We start from the raw sequence: 17,425 nt of genomic DNA, 5'->3' as shown, positions 1-17,425 counted from the left end.
CATCACAGGGTCTGCGTATCCAGGTTGCGCCGCCAGTGCGCGATGTTCAGCCGGTCGAACAGCTCCGAGATCCAGCGTTGCTCGTCTTGCAACAAGACGCCAGCCCGCTGGCGCTCCTGTCGCTCACGCCACCAACCGACTCCCAGCGCGATGGCCAGGGCCCACCCAACGACGGCCAGCCAGGTGGTCATTCCGAGTGTCTCCTGCAGTGCCGATGCATGGGCGCCCAGTGTAGGCCGGCGCCGTGCCCGACGGGGAGGGCACAAACCCGGGGGCGGCGGCTCATGCGACTCAGCGCCGCCGGGTGCTGCCGCCGACCAGGCCGCCCAGCAGCCCGCGCACGAGCTGGCGGCCCAGGTTGGCGCCAATCTCGCGCACTGCGGTCTTGACGACCGCCTGGACCAGCCCGTCGTGTTGCCCGCCGCGCGGGCCGGTGCGGCCAAACAGGACTTCGCCCACGCGGGCGCCCAGGCCGGTGGAATCGGCTGATGCCGACTGGGGCGTGGCGGCCGTCGAGCCGGTGGTGACCGCACCGTCGCGCGGCGGCTGAGCGCCCTGGTGGCTGGCGCGCAGCCGCTCGTAGGCGCTTTCGCGGTCCACCGCCTGGTCATACACGCCCGCGACCAGCGAGCCGCGCAGCAGCGCTTGGCGCTCCTGCGGCGTTACCGGCCCCAGGCGGCTGCCTGGGGGCATGACCCAGACCCGTTCGGTTTCGCTGGGGCGGCCCTTGGCGTCGAGCAGGCTGACCAGAGCCTCGCCCACGGCCAATTCGGTGATCGCGGCCTCGATGTCCAGCCCGGCCTTGGGCCGCATCGTCTGTGCGGTGGCTTTGACGGCCTTCTGGTCGCGCGGGGTAAAGGCCCGCAGCGCGTGCTGAATGCGGTTGCCCAACTGGCCCAGCACGCTGTCCGGGATGTCGAGCGGATTCTGAGTGACGAAGTACACGCCCACACCCTTGGAGCGCACCAGTCGCACCACCAGTTCGATGCGCTCCACCAGCACCTTGGGGGCGTCTTCGAACAGCAGGTGCGCCTCGTCAAAGAAAAACACCAGCTTGGGCTTGTCCAGGTCGCCCACCTCGGGCAGCGCCTCGAACAGCTCCGACAGCAGCCACAGCAAAAAGGTGCCGTACAAGCGCGGCGCGTTGAGCAGCTTGTCGGCGGCCAGAATGTTGACCACGCCACGGCCGTCCACGGTCTGCATCAGGTCGGCGATGTCGAGCATCGGCTCGCCAAAAAAACGGTCCGCCCCCTGCTGCTCCAACGCCAGCAGCCCGCGCTGGATGGCACCGATGCTGGCCGCGCTGATGTTGCCGTACTCGGTGGTGTACTGCCGGGCGTTGTCGCCGACGTGCTGCAGCATCGCGCGCAGGTCCTTCAGGTCCAGCAGGAGCAGGCCCTGGTCGTCGGCGATCTTGAACACCAGGTTGAGCACACCCGCCTGGGTGTCGTTGAGGCCGAGCATGCGCGCCAGCAGCAGCGGTCCCATGTCGCTGATCGTGGCGCGCACCGGGTGGCCCAGCTCGCCGAACACGTCCCACAGCGTCACCGGGCAGGCGGTGGGCGGCGGCGGCGCGATGCCGCGGTCCGCCAGCACCTGCGCCAGCTTGCCCTCGATGCGCCCCGGCTGGCTGATGCCGGTCAGGTCGCCCTTGACGTCGGCCATGAACACCGGCACACCCAGGCGCGAGAAACCCTCGGCCAGCGTCTGCAGGGTGACGGTCTTGCCGGTGCCGGTGGCGCCGGTGATGAGGCCGTGGCGGTTGGCCTTGTCGGGCAGCAGCAGGCATTCGACGGCGTCGCGGCGGGCGATCAGGATCGGCTCGGTCATGGCAGGGTGTCCGGGTCGTCAGGGTAGGAAAGGCGTCACGCGCGGCTGACCGCCGGCAGGCGCAGCAGGGGGCCGCGTAGAATAACGGGTTACCCCAACGGTCAGCCTGACCCGATTATCGCGACGGAATCGACGAGGTTTGCATGGCAGGACACTCCAAGTGGGCCAACATTCAGCACCGCAAGGCGCGCCAGGACGAGAAGCGCCAGCGCATCTGGACGCGCGTGGTGCGAGAGATCATGATCGCGGCGCGCCAGGGCGGCGGTGACCCGGCCGCCAACCCGCGCCTGCGACTGGCCATCGACAAGGCCAAGGCCGCCAACATGCCGGCCGACACCATCAAGCGCAACATCGACAAGGCCACTGGCAACCTCGAAGGCGTCAACTACGAAGAGGTGCGCTACGAGGGCTACGGCATCGGCGGCGCAGCGGTGATCGTCGACTGCATGACCGACAACCGCGTGCGCACGGTGGCCGAGGTGCGTCACGTCTTCAGCAAGCACGGCGGCAACCTGGGCACCGAGGGGTCGGTGGCGTTCCAGTTCCAGCACTGCGGGCAGATCGTCTTCGAGCCCGGCACCAGCGAGGACAAGGTGATGGAAATCGCCTTGGAGGCCGGCGCCGACGATGTGATCACGCAGGAGGACGGCTCGATCGAGGTGCTGACCGCGCCGGCGCAGTTCGAGGCGGTGCGCGACGCGCTGCAGGCCGCAGGGCTGACGCCTGCGATGGCCGACATCACGTGGCGGCCCTCCAACACCGTGGTGCTGGAGGGCGAGGACGCGCAGCGCATGCAAAAGCTGCTCGACGCCATCGAAGACCTGGATGACGTGCAAGACGTCTTCCACAACGCGGAACTGCCGGAATGAGCGAACGCATTCGGGTGCTGGTCGTCGGCGGCGGCGGCCGCGAACACGCGCTGGCGTGGAAGCTCAAACAATCCCCGCGCGCGGAACGGGTGTTTGTCGCGCCCGGCAATGGTGGCACCGCGCGCGATCCGGATTTGGTCAATGTCCCGATCACCGACGTCGAGGCCTTGCGCGATTGGGCGTTGGCCAATCGCATCGGCCTGACGGTGGTGGGGCCGGAAGCCCCGCTGGCCGCCGGCATCGTGGATGTGTTTCGGGCCGCGGGCCTGCGCATCTTCGGCCCGACGCGGGCGGCCGCCCAGCTCGAAAGCTCCAAGGCTTTTGCCAAGGCGTTCATGCAGCGCCATGGCATCCCCACGGCGGCGCACGAGACCTTCTCCGACCCCGCAGCGGCGCACGCTTACGTGGACCGGGTGGGCGCCCCCATCGTCGTCAAGGCCGATGGCCTGGCGGCGGGCAAGGGCGTGGTGGTGGCCATGACCGCCGCCGAGGCGCACGAGGCGATCGACTTCATGCTGGTGGACAACCGCCTGGGCGTGCAGCACAACGTGGACGGCGCGCGCGTGGTCATCGAGTCCTACCTGCAGGGCGAGGAAGCCAGCTTCATCGTGCTGGTGGATGGCACCCACGTGCTGCCGCTGGCCACCAGCCAGGACCACAAGCGGTTGCTGGACGGCGACGCCGGGCCCAACACCGGCGGGATGGGCGCCTATTCACCCGCTCCCGTCGTCACGCCCGCGGTGCATGCGCGTGCCCTGCGCGAGGTGATCGAGCCGACCGTGCGCGCCATGGCGGCCGAGGGTATGCCGTACACGGGCTTTTTGTATGCGGGATTGATGGTGGCGCCGGATGGCAGCATCCAGACGCTGGAGTTCAACTGCCGCATGGGCGACCCCGAGACGCAGCCCATCCTGATGCGCCTGCGCAGCGATTGGGTGGAGGTGTTGCTGGCGGCGACCGACGGGCGGCTGGACACCATCTCCCTGGAGTGGGACCCGCGCGTCGCTCTGGGTGTGGTGGTGGCGGCGGCCGGCTACCCGCTCACCCCCCGCAAGGGGGATGCCATCACCGCGCTGCCGGTGGATGCGGCGGATGCTGTCGTCTTCCACGCGGGCACCGCGCTGCAGCAGGGGCAGTTGGTGACCAGTGGCGGGCGCGTGCTGTGCGCCACCGCGCTGGGGACCGACGTTGCCGCGGCCCGCGACCGCGCGTATGCGCTGGTGCGCGGCATCGACTTCGACGGCATGCAGTATCGACACGACATCGGCCACCGCGCGCTGGCGCGCCAGGCCGGCTGAACGCACCTGCGCCCACGGCCGGGCAGGCTGGCCGTCCGCAGCGTTCCCGAGGAGGCAACCATGGCCCACGAGCCCGTGACCCAGATGCGCGAATACCTGTTGGGTTTGCAGCAACGCATCGCCAGTGCCATTTCCGAAATCGACGGCCGCTCCTTCCTGTCCGACGCCTGGGAGAAGGCGCCGGGGGAGGCGCTGCAGGGCAGCGGCGTGACGCAGATCCTGGAGGGTGGCGAGGTGTTCGAGCGCGCCGGCTGCGGGTTTTCGCACGTCAGCGGCCCGAAGCTGCCTCCGTCGGCCACGCAGCACCGGCCCGAGTTGGCTGGTGCGCCGTTCGAGGCCTTGGGGGTGTCGCTGGTGTTTCACCCGCGCAACCCCTATGTGCCCACCGTGCACATGAATGTGCGCATGATCACGGCACGCCCGGCCCGCGGTGGCGAGGCGGTGAGTTGGTTTGGCGGCGGCATGGACCTCACGCCCTACTACGGTTTCGAGGAGGATGCGGTGCATTTCCACCGCACCTGCGCGCAGGCGCTGGCGCCGTTTGGTGCCGACAAGTACCCGCGCTTCAAGGCCTGGTGTGACGATTACTTCTGTCTGCGCCACCGCGGCGAGCAGCGCGGCATCGGCGGGATTTTTTACGACGACTTTTCGGAGCTGGGCTTCGAGGGCGGTTTTGCGATGACGCGCGCCGTGGGCGACGCCTTTTTGCACGCCTACCTGCCCATCGTGCAGCGCCGCGTCGGCACGCCCTACGGCGAGCGCGAACGCCAGTTTCAGCTCTACCGTCGCGGCCGCTATGTCGAGTTCAACCTGGTCTGGGACCGGGGGACGCACTTCGGGTTGCAGTCGGGCGGGCGCACCGAGTCCATTCTGCTGTCCATGCCGCCGCTGGTGCGCTGGGCGTATGACGAGCGGCCCCAGCCCGGCACGCCCGAGCATCGGCTGGTGACCGAATTTCTGGTGCGCCGCGACTGGCTGTGACCGGTGCTGCCACCGTGTGCGCCCCTGCTGCGCGCCGCATTGGTGTGTACGGCGGCGCATTCGACCCGCCCCACCGCGCGCACCGGGCCCTGGCCGAGGCGGCGCTGCGGCAACTCGCGCTCGACATCCTGCTGATCCTGCCCACCGGGCAGGCCTGGCACAAGGCCCGTCCCCTGACCGACGCGCGGCACCGACTGGCGATGTGCCGCCTGGCTTTTGCCGGCTTGCCCGGGGTGGTGGTGGATGGGCGTGAGATTGCCCGTGACGGCCCCACGTACACCGTGGACACCCTGGCCGAACTGCGCACCGAGTATCCCGGTGCGGCGCTGTTCGTGGTCATGGGGGCTGATCAGTGGCTGGCCTTTCGCACCTGGCGGCGCTGGGAGGATATCCTGCGCTGGGCGACGGTGGCCGTGGCCAACCGGCCGCTGGCCGGGAATGGTGCGCCGCTGTCCGATCTGGCCCAGGTGGGGCTGCCTTTCGTCGCGCTCGATCTGCCCCCGACAGATCTGAGCGCCACGGCCGTGCGCGACCGGTGGCGCCAGGCATGCCCGCCACCCGGTTCGAGCGACGCGGCGCCTGCCCCGGATGTGACGGCGCTGGTGTCGCCTGCCGTCGCGCGGTATATTTCCGATCATCGGCTCTATGCGGCGACGCAGGGGCCGGCCGCTTGACACACTGATTCCATGACCGACACCGCCGCCCAACGCCAGATCCAGAAACTCCAGCGCGCCATCGTCGACGGCCTCGAGGACGTCAAGGCCCAGGACATTCAAGTCTTCAACACCGAGGCGATTACGCCGCTGTTCGAGCGGGTCATCATCGCCAGCGGCACCTCCAACCGCCAGGCCAAGGCACTGGCCGCCAGCGTGCGCGACAAAGTGGCCGAGGCCGGGTTTGCCAAACCGCGGGTCGAGGGGGAGGACAACGGCGAGTGGATCATCGTGGACTGCGGCTCTGCCGTCGTGCATGTGATGCAGCCCGCCATCCGCCAGTACTACCGGCTGGAAGAGATCTGGGGCGGCAAGCCGGTGCGCCTGCGCCGGGCGTCCCCGCGTGCCGCCACCCCATCGGCTGGCGCGGCCGCCGCCCCGCGGGCGTCCGCGTCGCGGCCCCGCCGACCGGCGGCCGACGACGCCGCATGAAGTGGCATTTGCTGGCCGTGGGCCAGCGCATGCCCGACTGGGCCGAGGCGGCTTACGAGGATTACGCCAAGCGCTTTCCGCCCGAGGCGCGGGTGCATTTGCGCACCGTCAAGGCGGAGCCGCGCACCAGCGGCAAACCTGCCGAAGCGCTGATGGCCGCCGAGCGCCAGCGCCTGGAGGCCGCCTGCCCAAAAGGCGCCCGCCTGGTCGTGCTGGACGAGCGCGGCGACCGCTGCACCACCGTGGAGCTGGCGCAGCGCCTGCGGCAGTGGCAGCTCGACGGCGTCGATATCGCTTTCGTGATTGGCGGACCGGATGGGCTGGATCCTGCGCTGCGCCAGGCCGCCCAGCACCGGCTGCGCCTGTCCGACCTGACCTTGCCGCACGCCCTGGCGCGTGTGCTGCTCATCGAACAACTCTACCGGGCGTGGTCCATCAACACGGGCCACCCCTATCACCGCGAATGACCAAGGCCCAACCCGACTTGCCCACCGATGATCGCCCATGGGTGTACCTGGCGTCGCAAAGCCCGCGCCGCCGTCAGTTGCTGGAGCAGTGGGGTGTGACCGCCGTGCCGCTGCTGCCGGATGCCCATGAGGACCCCGAGGCGCTGGAGTGCGTGCAGCCCGGGGAGGCGCCGCTGGCCTATGTGCGGCGCGTCACCCGCCTCAAGCTGCGGGCGGCGGAGGCCCGGCGCCAACGCCGGGGCTGGCCGGCCGGTTTGGTTCTGTGTGCCGACACCACTGTGGCGGACGGGGGCGACATCCTCGGCAAGCCGGTGGACGCCGCAGACGCGGCCCGCATGCTGCAGCGCCTGTCGGGCCGGCGCCACCAGGTGCTCACCGCGGTGGCGGTCGCGCGCGGGCGACGTGAGTGGCTGGCGGTCAACCGTTCCACGGTCACCTTCAAGCCCCTGATGGCGGAGGACATTGCGGCCTACATCGCCACCGGCGAGCCGTTCGGCAAGGCGGGCGCCTACGGCATTCAGGGCCGCGCCGGCCTGTGGGCGCGGCGCATCACCGGCAGCTACACCGGCATCATGGGCCTGCCGGCATACGAGACGGCCGAGCTGCTGCGTCGCGCCGGTCTGTCTCTGCGGTAAGCTGTCGGCCACCATGGCCCAGCACGACATCCTCATCAACTGGTCCCCGCAGGAGTCCCGCGTCGCTCTCATCGAACAGGGCGCGGTGCAGGAGGTGCTGCTGGAGCGCGCGCTGGAGCGCGGTCTGGTGGGCAACATCTATGTGGGGCGGGTGCAGCGGGTGCTGCCTGGCATGCAGTCCGCGTTCATCGACATTGGGCTGGAGCGCACGGCGTTTTTGCACGTGGCCGATCTGTTGCCGCAGATCAACGCCCGCCATGCCCCGGTGCGCGCGGGCGAGCCCGAGGCCCCCAACGTGCCCCCCATCGAGCGCCAGGTGTTCGAAGGGCAGTCGATCCTGGTGCAGGTGCTCAAGGACCCGATCGGCACCAAGGGCGCGCGGCTGACCGCGCAGATCAGCATCGCGGGGCGGCTGCTGGTGTTTCTGCCTCAGGATGGGCATGTCGGCGTGTCGCAGAAGATTCCGCCGGCCCAGCGCGAGGCGCTGCGCCAACGCCTGCTCGCCCTGGTCGGCGACGGCGGGGGCGGCTTCATCCTGCGTACGAACGCCGAGGACGCCAGCGACGAGGAACTGGCCGAGGACATCGCCTACCTGCGCAAGACCTGGGCCCGCATCCGCGAGCGGGCGGTGCAGGTGGCGCCCCCTGCGCTGCTGCACGAGGATCTGACCCTGGTGCAGCGGGTGCTGCGCGATCTGGCCGGGCCGCAAACGCGCTCCATCCAGGTGGATTCGCGCGAACAGTTTGCGGCCCTGCAGACGTTTGCCCAGGAGTACACGCCGCAGGTGGCGGACCGGCTGGTCCTCTACCGCGGCGAGCGGCCCATTTTCGACCAATACCATGTGGACGAGGAGATCGAGCGCGCGCTGGGGCGCCGCGTCGATCTCAAATCGGGCGGCTACCTGGTGTTCGACCAGACCGAGGCGCTGACGACGATCGATGTCAACACCGGCGGCTTCGTCGGGGCGCGCAACTTCGACGACACGGTCTTTCGCACCAACCTGGAGGCGGCCCAGGCGATCGCGCGCCAGTTGCGGCTGCGCAACCTGGGGGGCATCGTCATCATCGATTTCATCGACATGGTGCGCGACGACCATCGCGACGCCGTGCTGGCCGAGCTGCGCAAGCAGCTCGCACGCGACCGCGTCAAGACGATGATCGGCGGCTTTTCGCAGCTGGGGCTGGTGGAGATGACGCGCAAGCGCACGCGCGAATCGCTGGCACAGATGCTGACCGAAACCTGTCCGGCCTGCGACGGCCGCGGCCGAGTGCGCACCACGCGCACCGTTTGCTACGACATCCTGCGCGAGATTCTGCGCGAGGCGCGCGCCTTCAACCCGCGCGAGTTCCGCATCATCGCCGCGCCGCAGGTGGTCGAGCGCTTCCTGGACGAGGAAAGCCAACACCTCGCGGGGCTGTCGGACTTCATCGGCAAGCCCATTTCGCTGCAGAGCGAAAGCACCATGACGCAGGAGCAGTACGACATCGTGCTGATGTGAGCGGGTCGGCCACGGCTCAGGCCGCGTCGTCGGCGGCGGCGATCGGGCTTTCGCCATCGTCCAGCCAGCCCCCGCTGCCTTGGGCATAGAGCCGGGCATACAGCCCGCCGGCGGCCAGCAGTTCGCTGTGGCGGCCTTGCTCGATCACCCGACCGGCTTCCAGCACGACGATGCGGTCGGCATGCGCGATGGTCGAGAGGCGGTGCGCGATCACGAGCGTGGTGCGGCCGACCATCAGTCGGCCCAGGGCCTCCTGCACCAGCCGCTCGGATTCGTTGTCCAGGGCGGAGGTGGCTTCGTCCAGGATCAGCACCGGCGCGTCCTTGTAGATGGCGCGCGCGATGGCGAGTCGCTGGCGCTGACCGCCGGACAACTGGGCCGCGTTGTGGCCGACGACGGTCTGCAGGCCTTGGGGCAGCGTCGGCCACCAGTCGCCCAGGTTGGCTGCCTCGAGCGCGGCGCGCACGCGCGCCTCGTCGGGATGGTCGTCGCCCAGCGCCACGTTGGTCAGCACCGTGTCGTTGAGCATCACCACATCCTGGCTGACGATCGCAAACTGCCGCCGCAGGGCCCGCAAGTCCCACTCGCGCACATCCACGCCGTCGAGCCGGACGGTGCCGTGGCTGGGGGCGACGAAGCGCGGCAGCAGGTTGATCAGCGTCGTTTTGCCCGATCCGGACGGACCGACGAACGCCACCACGTCGCCTGGCGCAATCTCCAGCGACACGCCGCGCACGGCCGCGCCCGGCTGACCCGCATAACGCACCCACACGTCCTGCAGGCTGATGCGCCCCTGCGCCCGCCCGCCGTCGTGCTGCCCGCCGCTTTGCACCGGCGTGTCCTCGATCAGCGACACACCGCGCTCCAGCGCAGCCAGCCCGCGCGTGATCGGGGTGGCGATGTCCGCAAGCTGGCGAATCGGGGTCACGAGCATCAACATCGCCGTCACGAAGCCGACGAAGCTGCCGACCGACACCCCGCCGGACGCCTGGTGCAGCGCCACCATGATGACGGCCGACAAGGCCGTGGCCGCCAGGATCTGCGACAGCGGCGTCATGGCCGCGGCCGCGACCGTGCTCTTGAGTGCCAGGCCGCGCAGCGCGGCGTTGAGGGCCGCAAACCGCCGCTTTTGTTGCGCCTGGGCGCCGTGCAGCCGCACCAGCCGGTGGGCCAGCACGTTTTCCTCGACCACATAGGCCAGTGCGTCGGTGGCGGTCTGGCTGCGTCGGGTGACGCTGTACAGGCGGCGCGACAGCGCCTTCATGCCCCAGGACAGCGGCGGGAACATGGCCATCACGATCAGCGTGAGCTGCCAGTTCAGCCACAGCAGATAGCCCAGCAGCGCGGCGATCGTGAGGACGGTGCGCACCAGGGTCAGCAGCGCGCCGACGAGCTGCCCAGCACCGTTTTGCACTTCGTACACCAGGGTATTCGACAAACGGCTGGCGCTTTGTTCGGCGAACAGATGCAGGTCCGCCTCGCCCAGTCGCTCGAACATGGCGCGTCGCAGCGCCACCATGCCCCCATTGGTGGTATAGGCCAACCCGTACTGAGCGATGAAGGTGGCCACCCCGCGCAGCGCGAACAGACCGATCAGCGCCACGGGGACCGTCCACAGGGGAAGACCGCCCGCGATGAACCCCTCGTCGAGCAGCAGCTCGAGCAGGGCGGGAATCGCCGGCTCGGTCAGCGCCGCCAACAGGGCCCCCAAGGCGGCAATGCCCACCCCCGCCCGTGCGGGGCGAAAGTACGGCCACAGGCGCCGCAGCCGGTCGCGCACACGCGCGCCGGCTTCAGCCCTGGCGGGGCCAGGGGTGGACGGGGAGGGTTCGGGCGCTGCGGTCGACAAGGCGGGCGGTGGAGCGGAGCCGTTGCGGCGGGAACTTCCTTGGGGGTGGTCGACACCCAGGGCCACGGATAAGGTTCCGGTATTATCCGCCGTACCACACATTGCCCATGCAGGTTTTCCACACACGCGGCGCGCGATGTGCAGCCGTGTTTCTGTCATTGCCCGACCGCTTATCACCGTTTCGATGACGCTCCTCGATCGCCTCGGCCTCCCCATGTCCGGTCTGGAACGCGGCACCGCGCCGTCGCTGTTGTCCACGCCACTGTCCCGCCGCGGATTGCTCGCGTCGGGTGTGGCCGGGGCCTTGGCCGCCTGGTCGGCGCCAGCAGCCGCCCAGTTCCGGGTCGAGGTGACTGGCGTTGGGGTGCAGCAGATTCCGTTCGCGATCGCGCCGTTTCGGGTGCCCTCCGGCCTGCCGCAGGACGTGGCGGCGATCGTCGCAGCCGATTTGGTGCGCAGTGGCCAGCTCCGCCAGATTGCAGGCGGTCCCTCGGGACTGGACGAGGCCTCGCGCCCGGACCTCGGGCCCTGGCGCACGCAGGGGGCGGATGCGCTGATCACCGGCAGCGTGCGCGGGCTGGCGGACGGCCGTTTCGACGTTCGGTTCCGCCTGTGGGACGTGGTGCGCGGCACCGACCTGGGGGGACTGAGTTACCCGGTGAGTGCGGCCGACCTGCGGCTGGCAGCGCACCGCATCGCGGATTACGTCTACGAAAAGCTCACCGGCGAGCGGGGTGTGTTTTCCACGCGCATCGCCTATGTCACCAAAAGCGGTGATCGCCACCAGCTCTGGGTGGCCGATGCCGATGGCGAGAATGCTCAGCCCGCCCTGACCAGCCGTGAGCCCATCATCTCCCCCGCATGGTCGCCCAACGGCACGCAGCTCGCGTATGTGTCGTTCGAATCGCTCAAACCCGTCATTTATGCGCACGACATCGCCACCGGCCGGCGGCGGCTGCTGGCCAGCTTTCGCGGCTCCAACAGCGCGCCGGCGTGGTCGCCCGACGGCCGGCGGCTGTATGCCACGCTGACCCTGGCGGGCAGCTCGCAGATTTACGCGCTCGACCTGGACGGCGGTCAGCCGCAGCGCATCACCCAAACCGGCGGCATCGACACCGAGCCTGCCTTTGCCCCCGACGGCAAGGCGGTCTATTTCGTCAGCGACCGAGGCGGATCGCCGCAGATCTACCGCATGACCCCGGATGGGCGTGAGGTCACGCGCGTCACCTTCGAGGGGGGCTACAACATCTCCCCGGCGGTCAGCCCCGATGGCCGGCAACTGGCCTTCGTCTCCCGCCTCGGCGATGCATACCGCCTGCGCTTGATGGATCTGGCCAGCGGAACCGTCACGTCGCTGACCGATACCCACGCCGACGAAAGCCCGAGCTTTGCGCCCAACGGCCGCCTGATCATTTATGCCACGCGCGTGCAAGGCCGCGAGTCGCTGATGACCACCACCCTGGACGGACGCATCAAGACGCGGCTGGCGGCGACCGGTAGCGTGCGCGAGCCCGACTGGGGGCCGTTTTTGACCTGATGGCACGGCCGCGCTTTTCGGCAACGTTTTCTTTCTCACTTTCACTTTTGCATTCCACCATGAAAACCCCTGTTCGTCATTTCTGGCAACGTCACGCGATCCGCGCGGGTGTGGCACTGCTGGCGGCCTCCGTGCTGGCTGGCTGCTCCAGCGTCAAGCTGGACGAGAGCGCCCCCGTCAGCGACCGGTCGGCCACCCCGGTCGGCGCGGCGGGTGCGGGGGGCGGAGCCGGTGGCGCGGGCAGCGGTGCGGTGGATAGCCGCACCGTGGTGCCCGTGCAAACGCAGCAGCCCGGGGTGGGGCAACCGCCGGCCAATGTCGCGCGCATCATCTACTTCGACTTCGACTCCTACACCGTCAAGCCCGAGTTCGTGGCCACGCTAGAGGCGCACGCGCGTTTCCTGAATGCCGACCGCCAGCGCCGCGTGGTCCTGGAAGGCCACACCGACGAGCGCGGCGGGCGCGAGTACAACCTGGCGCTGGGGCAAAAGCGTGCCGACGCCGTGCGCCGTGCCCTGGCCTTGATGGGCGTGCAGGACACGCAGATGGAGGCGGTCAGCTTTGGCAAGGAAAAGCCGGCGGTGCAGGGCAGCGGCGAAGAGGCGTGGAGCCAGAACCGCCGTGTCGAGCTGGCCTACCGCTGATTCCGCACCATGAGCCATACCCGCTTCGCCCGGTCCGTCGCCGCAGGGCGTTTGCCGGTGCGCCGCTGGCAGACGGCATTGGTCGCCTGGGTGGGCGGCGCCGTGCTCGCCGCGGCGGCCCTGCCCGCGCATGCGCTGTTCAGCGACGACGAGGCGCGCCGCGCCATCCTGGATTTGCGCAGCCGCGTGGAGGCGCAACGCCAGGCCCTCGAAGCCGCCGAGCGCCAGTTGCAGGAGTTGCAGTCCGGCGGCGACACCGCGCGCCGCGGGGTGCTCGATGTCGTCAACCAAATCGAAGCGGTGCGCCGCGAGCTGGCGACGCTGCGGGGGCAGCAGGAGCGCATCGCGCGCGACCTGGCGGATCTGCAACGCCAGCAGCGCGACGCCCTGGCCGCATTCGATGAGCGCCTGCGCGCCCTGGAGCCCACCAAGGTCACGGTCGACGGCACCGAGTTCACCGTGCGTCCGGACGAGAAGATGGCCTTCGAGGGTGCCATGGCGGCCCTGCGGGCGTCGGATTTTCCGCGAGCGGCCAAGCTGTATGGGGATTTTCTGGCGCGCTATCCGGGCAGTGGCTACGCGCCGCTGGCCTGGTACTGGCAGGGCAATGCTCTGTATGCCGACCGCCAGTACCGCGCCGCCATCGACAGCTATCAACGGCTGATCGATCAGTCGCCGGAGCATCCCCGGGCGGCCGAAGCGATGCTCGCCATCGCGAGCTGCCAGCTCGAACTCAAAGACGCGAAGGCCGCGCGCGCCACGTGGCAAGCGCTCATCAAACGCTATCCCGATACCGAGGCTGCGGCCACCGCCCGCGAGCGTTTGGCGCGGCTGCGGTGAACCGGGCCGTCCGCGCGGCGGCCGCCCTGCGGCGCATCCCGGCACACGCAGGCCCGTAGAATCGGGCCCGCAAACGCTCTCGCACCATGGACCTCGCCGCTTTCCAATCTTTGTACACCACCGTCCTGTGGGCGGCCTTCGCTGTCTCGGCTCTGTTTGGCGCCTTGGCGCATCGCACCCATTTCTGCACCATGGGGGCGATCAGCGACATCGTGAACATGGGCGACTGGACCCGCATGCGCATGTGGGTCATGGCCATCGGGGTGGCCATGCTGGGCTTTCACGCCATGGCGGCCGTGGGGTGGATCGACCCCACGCAAACGATTTATTACAGCGGGCGGGTGATCTGGCTGTCTGCGCTCGTGGGCGGGGCGCTGTTTGGCTTTGGCATGGTGCTGGCTTCGGGTTGCGGCAGCAAGACGCTGGTGCGCATCGGGGGTGGCAGCCTCAAGGCCGTGGTCGTGTTCTTCGTCATGGGGGTGGCGGCGTTTGCGACCCTGCGGGGGATTACGGCCGTGCTGCGCGACAGCACGGTCGATCGCATCGCCATCGACATGCAACCGGGCAGCGCACTGCCCAGTTGGCTGGCCTCCCTGTTGGGGTGGGACGCCTCCACCGCCGCGTGGGTGATTGGCGGGGGCCTGGGGCTGGCGCTGATGGTGTGGGCTGCGTTGGGCGAGGGATTCCGACGTTCCCCCGACGCGTGGCTGGCCGGGCTGGGCATCGGGGCCACCGTGGTCGGGATGTGGTGGGTGTCGGGCCGGCTCGGCTTCGTCGCGGAGCACCCGGAGACGCTGGAGCCGGTCTTTCTGGCGACCAACAGCGGCCGCATGGAGGCCCTCACCTTCACCGCGCCCATGGCGTATACCCTCGACTGGTTCATTTATTTCAGCGACAAGAACAAGGTGCTGACGCTGGGCGTGGTGTCGGTGCTGGGGGTGGTGGCGGGGGCGTTTGCCCATGCGGTGCTCAGCCGGTCGTTCCGCTGGGAAGGGTTTGCCGGCACGCGCGACACGGCGCTGCATCTGGTGGGCGCCTTGTGCATGGGGGTGGGCGGTGTCACGGCCATGGGCTGCACCGTGGGGCAGGGCTTGTCGGGCCTGTCGACGCTGAGCGTCACCAGCGCGATCGCCTTTGCCGGGATCGTGACCGGCGCCCTGGGTGGGCTGCGCTTCCAACTCTGGCTGCTCGAGCGTGACTGAGGCTGCCACCGCCGCCCCGGCGCTGGGCGCGCCCGATGTCGAGCGGCGCTTCGGGGGGTTGCGACGTCTGTATGGCCCCCAGGGCGCGCAGCGGCTGTTCGACGCACACGTCATCGTCATCGGCATTGGCGGCGTGGGGTCGTGGGCGGCCGAGGCCTTGGCCCGCAGTGGCGTGGGACGCCTCACCCTGATCGATCTGGATCACATCGCCGAGTCCAACACCAACCGACAAATCCATGCCCTGGAGGGCACCTACGGGCAAGCGAAGTTGGAGGCCATGCGCGCCCGCATCGCGGCCATCCATCCGGGTTGTCGGGTGTGCACCATCGACGACTTCGTGACCCCGGACAACTGGGCGGACCTGTTGCGCCGGGCGCAGGCGCACCATGGCGCCCAAGGGCCGTTTGCCGTCATCGATGCCTGTGACCAGATGGCGGCCAAGACGGCCATGACCGCCTGGGCGCTGCAGACGCGCAGTGTGTTCATCACTGCCGGCGCCGCAGGGGGCAAGCGGCGCGGGGATCGGGTGGAGATTGCCGACATGGCCGAGGCCACCCACGACCCGCTGCTCGCGCAGCTGCGACAGCGGCTGCGCAAATGGCACGGCGCGCCGCGCCAGGGGCGCATGGGCGTGATGGCGGTGTTCAGCCGGGAGTCCGTCGCACCGCCGGATCCGGCCTGCTCAGTGGACGGCGCGGCGGATGGGTCGCTCAATTGCCACGGATACGGCTCCAGCGTGGCGGTGACGGCCACTTTCGGCTTGTGCGCTGCGGGTTGGGTCATGGACACCGTAGCGGCCGGTCGCGGCTGACGGTTCCAGGGCATCGGTCCCGGAGGGGCGAAAAATTTCGGCTATAATGCATGCTTTCGCTGCATCGATGCAAGTGGTTGTGGCGAAAGTGTGGGTCGTTAGCTCAGTCGGTAGAGCAGCGGACTTTTAATCCGTTGGTCGCAGGTTCGAATCCTGCACGACCCACCAAATCAATCGACGACTTGGCCCGCCATTGAGTGGGCCTTTCGTTTTTGGTGTACCGTTTTTGACAACGGGGCGGCACCGCTCGTCGTGACGCCGCCCCCGGCAGTCTTCCAAGTGGCCCGCGGCACACGCGGGCCATGCGTGTTACCGCCCGATGAGCCGCCGGTAAGCGTCGCGCGTTTGCGGGGAGACCGCCTGCACCAGTTGCGCGTGGTCGGTTTTGTGCCGGGCCAGCATACGCGCGGTGGCTACGGTGCGCGAGCGGCAGAACCAGTGGCAGGTGTGCTGCAACAGCAACATTTCGGCGCTCAGCATGTAGGCCTGATCCCGCCGGGGCAGCCCAGCCTGGTTGGTCACGACCGCCTCGATGCCCGCCGCGTGTATGGCCAGGGCGCGGCGCAGATCGAAGGTCGCCCGTGGAAACAGTTTGTGCGCACGTGGCAGCGCGATGGGCAGGGTGCTGACCAGGGCATCGTCCGGCCAGATCTGCTCGACATCGGCGGCCAGTTGGCGGACCTGGTCCCGCAGCTCGGTTTCGGCCGCGGTCAGCACGGCCCAGATCTGCTCGCGCCGGGCGGGATCGTCCTCACCCAAGGCGCGCAGGTAGCCGTCCAGCAGGGTTTCCATCAGGCGTTCGATGCGGTAGGGCTGCAAGTAGCGGCCGAGCAAGCGAATGCGGTGCTGCTGTTCGCGCACCTTGGCGACCTGAAGGCCGGCGCCCAGTGCGAGCACAAGAAAAATCAGTTCCATGCAGAAGGGAGCGGCGAAAGAGGGATATCGGTCATGCGAACTTGTGCCGCGGATACCTCGGGCACCGTTATGCGAGGTCGTCGGAAAGGCGCTTTGGCTGCACGGCCTGTCCCCACAGCAGCCCGATCACGTCTGCCGTCCGGGCCAGGTCGCCGCTCGTCCAGAACGCGACTTCCCCGGGGGCGGTGTCGAGTGTGGCGAGGTGGGCTTCGTGCAGCCGACGTGCCAGCTCGCGCGCGACCGCAGGGGCCGGGTCCAGGATGGTGACATCCGGGCCGGCGATGCGCTGGATGACCGGGCGCAGGAAAGGGTAGTGTGTGCACCCGAGCACGAGCACGTCGGCCCCGGCCGCCAACAGCGGGCGCACGCGCTGTGCCACCGCGGCCTCGGTGTCGGGGCCGTCCAGTTCGCCGCGTTCGACGCGCTCCGCCCAGCCCGGGCAGGCTTGCGGGAGCATCCGCACGCCGGCCGCATGCGCGGCGATCAGACGGGCCAATCCCGGGCTGTCCACGGTGTTGCGGGTTGCCAGCACGCCGACGACGCCGCTGCGGGTGAGGGCGGCCGCGGGTTTGACGGCCGGCTCGATGGCCACGATCGCCCAGTCCGGATGTCGCTCGCGCAAGGCCTGGATGGACAGGCCGGTGACGGTGTTGCAGGCGACGACGACGGCCTTGCACCCGGCGCGCCGCAATTGGGCCAGGATGTGCTCGGCGCGGGCTTGGACGTAAGCGGGAGATTTGTCGCCGTAGGGCGCGTGTCCGGAATCGGCCACGTAAATGAGGCGCTCGGCGGGCAGGCGAGCGCGGATCTCGCGCAGCACCGACAGGCCGCCCACCCCGGAGTCGAATACCCCGATCGGGGCGTCCGCAGCAAAGGCAGGGGCGGCGCCCATGCGCAGCGCGTC

General features: G+C 69.4%; 17 protein-coding genes, 1 tRNA gene and 1 pseudogene. 14 read left to right on the top strand and 5 right to left on the bottom strand.

What is annotated here, in order from left to right; genetic code table 11:
• Positions 1-2: 2 nt before the first annotated feature.
• The gene (locus ACK4TH_RS05910; protein WP_409623810.1) at positions 3-191 is read right to left on the bottom strand and encodes a hypothetical protein; all 189 of its coding nucleotides are present in this window, start codon (positions 189-191) and stop codon (positions 3-5) included.
• 100 nt (positions 192-291) lie between these two features.
• Entirely contained in the window at positions 292-1,830 is a 1,539-nt protein-coding gene (locus ACK4TH_RS05905) for a helicase HerA-like domain-containing protein (RefSeq protein ID WP_409623808.1), read from the bottom strand.
• Positions 1,831-1,973: 143 nt separating this feature from the next.
• On the opposite strand from ACK4TH_RS05905, the gene ACK4TH_RS05900 reads away from it, so the two are divergent.
• The 8 genes and pseudogenes from ACK4TH_RS05900 to rng all read left to right on the top strand — a co-directional run bounded on the left by ACK4TH_RS05900 (position 1,974) and on the right by rng (position 8,723).
• Positions 1,974-2,699, top strand: coding sequence for a YebC/PmpR family DNA-binding transcriptional regulator (locus ACK4TH_RS05900; protein WP_409623806.1), 726 nt, complete (start codon positions 1,974-1,976; stop codon positions 2,697-2,699).
• 8 nt (positions 2,700-2,707) lie between these two features.
• Positions 2,708-3,997 (top strand): phosphoribosylamine--glycine ligase, encoded by a 1,290-nt coding sequence (gene purD, locus ACK4TH_RS05895; protein WP_409623830.1) that lies wholly within the window; start codon positions 2,708-2,710, stop codon positions 3,995-3,997.
• A gap of 60 nt (positions 3,998-4,057) precedes the next feature.
• Positions 4,058-4,978 carry an oxygen-dependent coproporphyrinogen oxidase gene (gene hemF / locus ACK4TH_RS05890; RefSeq protein WP_409623804.1) on the top strand — a complete coding sequence of 307 codons (921 nt, stop codon included), beginning with the start codon at positions 4,058-4,060 and terminating at the stop codon, positions 4,976-4,978.
• Between the two features lie 14 nt (positions 4,979-4,992).
• The gene (nadD, locus tag ACK4TH_RS05885) at positions 4,993-5,652 is read left to right on the top strand and encodes a nicotinate (nicotinamide) nucleotide adenylyltransferase (protein ID WP_409623802.1); all 660 of its coding nucleotides are present in this window, start codon (positions 4,993-4,995) and stop codon (positions 5,650-5,652) included.
• Positions 5,653-5,664: 12 nt separating this feature from the next.
• A pseudogene (gene rsfS, locus ACK4TH_RS05880) lies at positions 5,665-6,022 on the top strand (ribosome silencing factor); the annotation flags it as partial.
• Between the two features lie 97 nt (positions 6,023-6,119).
• The gene (gene rlmH / locus ACK4TH_RS05875; RefSeq protein ID WP_409623800.1) at positions 6,120-6,590 is read left to right on the top strand and encodes a 23S rRNA (pseudouridine(1915)-N(3))-methyltransferase RlmH; all 471 of its coding nucleotides are present in this window, start codon (positions 6,120-6,122) and stop codon (positions 6,588-6,590) included.
• Positions 6,587-7,225, top strand: coding sequence for a Maf family protein (locus tag ACK4TH_RS05870; RefSeq protein WP_409623798.1), 639 nt, complete (start codon positions 6,587-6,589; stop codon positions 7,223-7,225). Before rlmH ends, ACK4TH_RS05870 begins: the two co-directional genes overlap by 4 nt.
• A 13-nt stretch (positions 7,226-7,238) precedes the next feature.
• A complete protein-coding gene (gene rng / locus ACK4TH_RS05865) occupies positions 7,239-8,723 on the top strand; it encodes a ribonuclease G (RefSeq protein WP_409623796.1) in 1,485 nt (494 codons plus the stop codon).
• A gap of 16 nt (positions 8,724-8,739) precedes the next feature.
• Here the strand turns inward: rng and msbA are convergent, their stop codons facing one another.
• On the bottom strand, positions 8,740-10,572 hold the full coding sequence (msbA, locus tag ACK4TH_RS05860) for a lipid A export permease/ATP-binding protein MsbA (protein WP_409623794.1): 1,833 nt from the start codon (positions 10,570-10,572) through the stop codon (positions 8,740-8,742).
• A gap of 214 nt (positions 10,573-10,786) precedes the next feature.
• Here msbA and tolB point away from each other — a divergent pair, with 214 nt between their 5' ends.
• The 6 genes from tolB (at position 10,787) to ACK4TH_RS05830 (ending at position 15,774) form a co-directional block, all read left to right on the top strand.
• The gene (tolB, locus tag ACK4TH_RS05855; protein ID WP_409623828.1) at positions 10,787-12,109 is read left to right on the top strand and encodes a Tol-Pal system beta propeller repeat protein TolB; all 1,323 of its coding nucleotides are present in this window, start codon (positions 10,787-10,789) and stop codon (positions 12,107-12,109) included.
• 59 nt (positions 12,110-12,168) lie between these two features.
• A complete protein-coding gene (pal, locus tag ACK4TH_RS05850) occupies positions 12,169-12,753 on the top strand; it encodes a peptidoglycan-associated lipoprotein Pal (RefSeq protein ID WP_409623792.1) in 585 nt (194 codons plus the stop codon).
• 9 nt (positions 12,754-12,762) lie between these two features.
• Positions 12,763-13,593 carry a tol-pal system protein YbgF gene (ybgF, locus tag ACK4TH_RS05845; RefSeq protein ID WP_409623790.1) on the top strand — a complete coding sequence of 277 codons (831 nt, stop codon included), beginning with the start codon at positions 12,763-12,765 and terminating at the stop codon, positions 13,591-13,593.
• 86 nt (positions 13,594-13,679) lie between these two features.
• Complete coding sequence (locus ACK4TH_RS05840; RefSeq protein ID WP_409623788.1) at positions 13,680-14,795, top strand: YeeE/YedE family protein; 1,116 nt, start codon at positions 13,680-13,682, stop codon at positions 14,793-14,795.
• On the top strand, positions 14,788-15,606 hold the full coding sequence (locus ACK4TH_RS05835; protein WP_409623786.1) for a ThiF family adenylyltransferase: 819 nt from the start codon (positions 14,788-14,790) through the stop codon (positions 15,604-15,606). Before ACK4TH_RS05840 ends, ACK4TH_RS05835 begins: the two co-directional genes overlap by 8 nt.
• A gap of 92 nt (positions 15,607-15,698) precedes the next feature.
• Positions 15,699-15,774, top strand: a tRNA-Lys gene (locus tag ACK4TH_RS05830).
• A 141-nt stretch (positions 15,775-15,915) separates the two neighbouring features.
• On the opposite strand, the gene ACK4TH_RS05825 is transcribed toward ACK4TH_RS05830, so the two are convergent.
• Together ACK4TH_RS05825 and murI are read right to left on the bottom strand one after the other, a co-directional pair.
• Positions 15,916-16,521 (bottom strand): hypothetical protein, encoded by a 606-nt coding sequence (locus ACK4TH_RS05825; protein WP_409623784.1) that lies wholly within the window; start codon positions 16,519-16,521, stop codon positions 15,916-15,918.
• Between the two features lie 67 nt (positions 16,522-16,588).
• Positions 16,589-17,413: a glutamate racemase gene (gene murI, locus ACK4TH_RS05820; RefSeq protein ID WP_409623782.1), complete on the bottom strand. Its 825-nt coding sequence runs from the start codon at positions 17,411-17,413 to the stop codon at positions 16,589-16,591.
• Positions 17,414-17,425 lie beyond the last annotated feature (12 nt).

It is taken from the genome of Tepidimonas sp. (genome assembly GCF_046292505.1).
Classification (GTDB): Bacteria; Pseudomonadota; Gammaproteobacteria; order Burkholderiales; family Burkholderiaceae_C; genus Tepidimonas.
Note: the sequence above shows the minus strand (reverse complement) of the source record. Positions and strands in the feature narration are given on the sequence as shown.

Excerpts from the sequence above, each read along its gene's own strand:
- ACK4TH_RS05910 (WP_409623810.1), bottom strand. The coding sequence starts at position 191 with ATGACCACCTGGCTGGCCGTCGTTGGGTGGGCCCTGGCCATCGCGCTG.
- ACK4TH_RS05905 (WP_409623808.1), bottom strand. The coding sequence starts at position 1,830 with ATGACCGAGCCGATCCTGATCGCCCGCCGCGACGCCGTCGAATGCCTG.
- ACK4TH_RS05900 (WP_409623806.1), top strand. The coding sequence starts at position 1,974 with ATGGCAGGACACTCCAAGTGGGCCAACATTCAGCACCGCAAGGCGCGC.
- hemF (WP_409623804.1), top strand. The coding sequence starts at position 4,058 with ATGGCCCACGAGCCCGTGACCCAGATGCGCGAATACCTGTTGGGTTTG.
- rlmH (WP_409623800.1), top strand. The coding sequence starts at position 6,120 with ATGAAGTGGCATTTGCTGGCCGTGGGCCAGCGCATGCCCGACTGGGCC.
- ACK4TH_RS05870 (WP_409623798.1), top strand. The coding sequence starts at position 6,587 with ATGACCAAGGCCCAACCCGACTTGCCCACCGATGATCGCCCATGGGTG.
- rng (WP_409623796.1), top strand. The coding sequence starts at position 7,239 with ATGGCCCAGCACGACATCCTCATCAACTGGTCCCCGCAGGAGTCCCGC.
- tolB (WP_409623828.1), top strand. The coding sequence starts at position 10,787 with ATGTCCGGTCTGGAACGCGGCACCGCGCCGTCGCTGTTGTCCACGCCA.
- pal (WP_409623792.1), top strand. The coding sequence starts at position 12,169 with ATGAAAACCCCTGTTCGTCATTTCTGGCAACGTCACGCGATCCGCGCG.
- ybgF (WP_409623790.1), top strand. The coding sequence starts at position 12,763 with ATGAGCCATACCCGCTTCGCCCGGTCCGTCGCCGCAGGGCGTTTGCCG.
- ACK4TH_RS05840 (WP_409623788.1), top strand. The coding sequence starts at position 13,680 with ATGGACCTCGCCGCTTTCCAATCTTTGTACACCACCGTCCTGTGGGCG.
- ACK4TH_RS05825 (WP_409623784.1), bottom strand. The coding sequence starts at position 16,521 with ATGGAACTGATTTTTCTTGTGCTCGCACTGGGCGCCGGCCTTCAGGTC.
- murI (WP_409623782.1), bottom strand. The coding sequence starts at position 17,413 with ATGGGCGCCGCCCCTGCCTTTGCTGCGGACGCCCCGATCGGGGTATTC.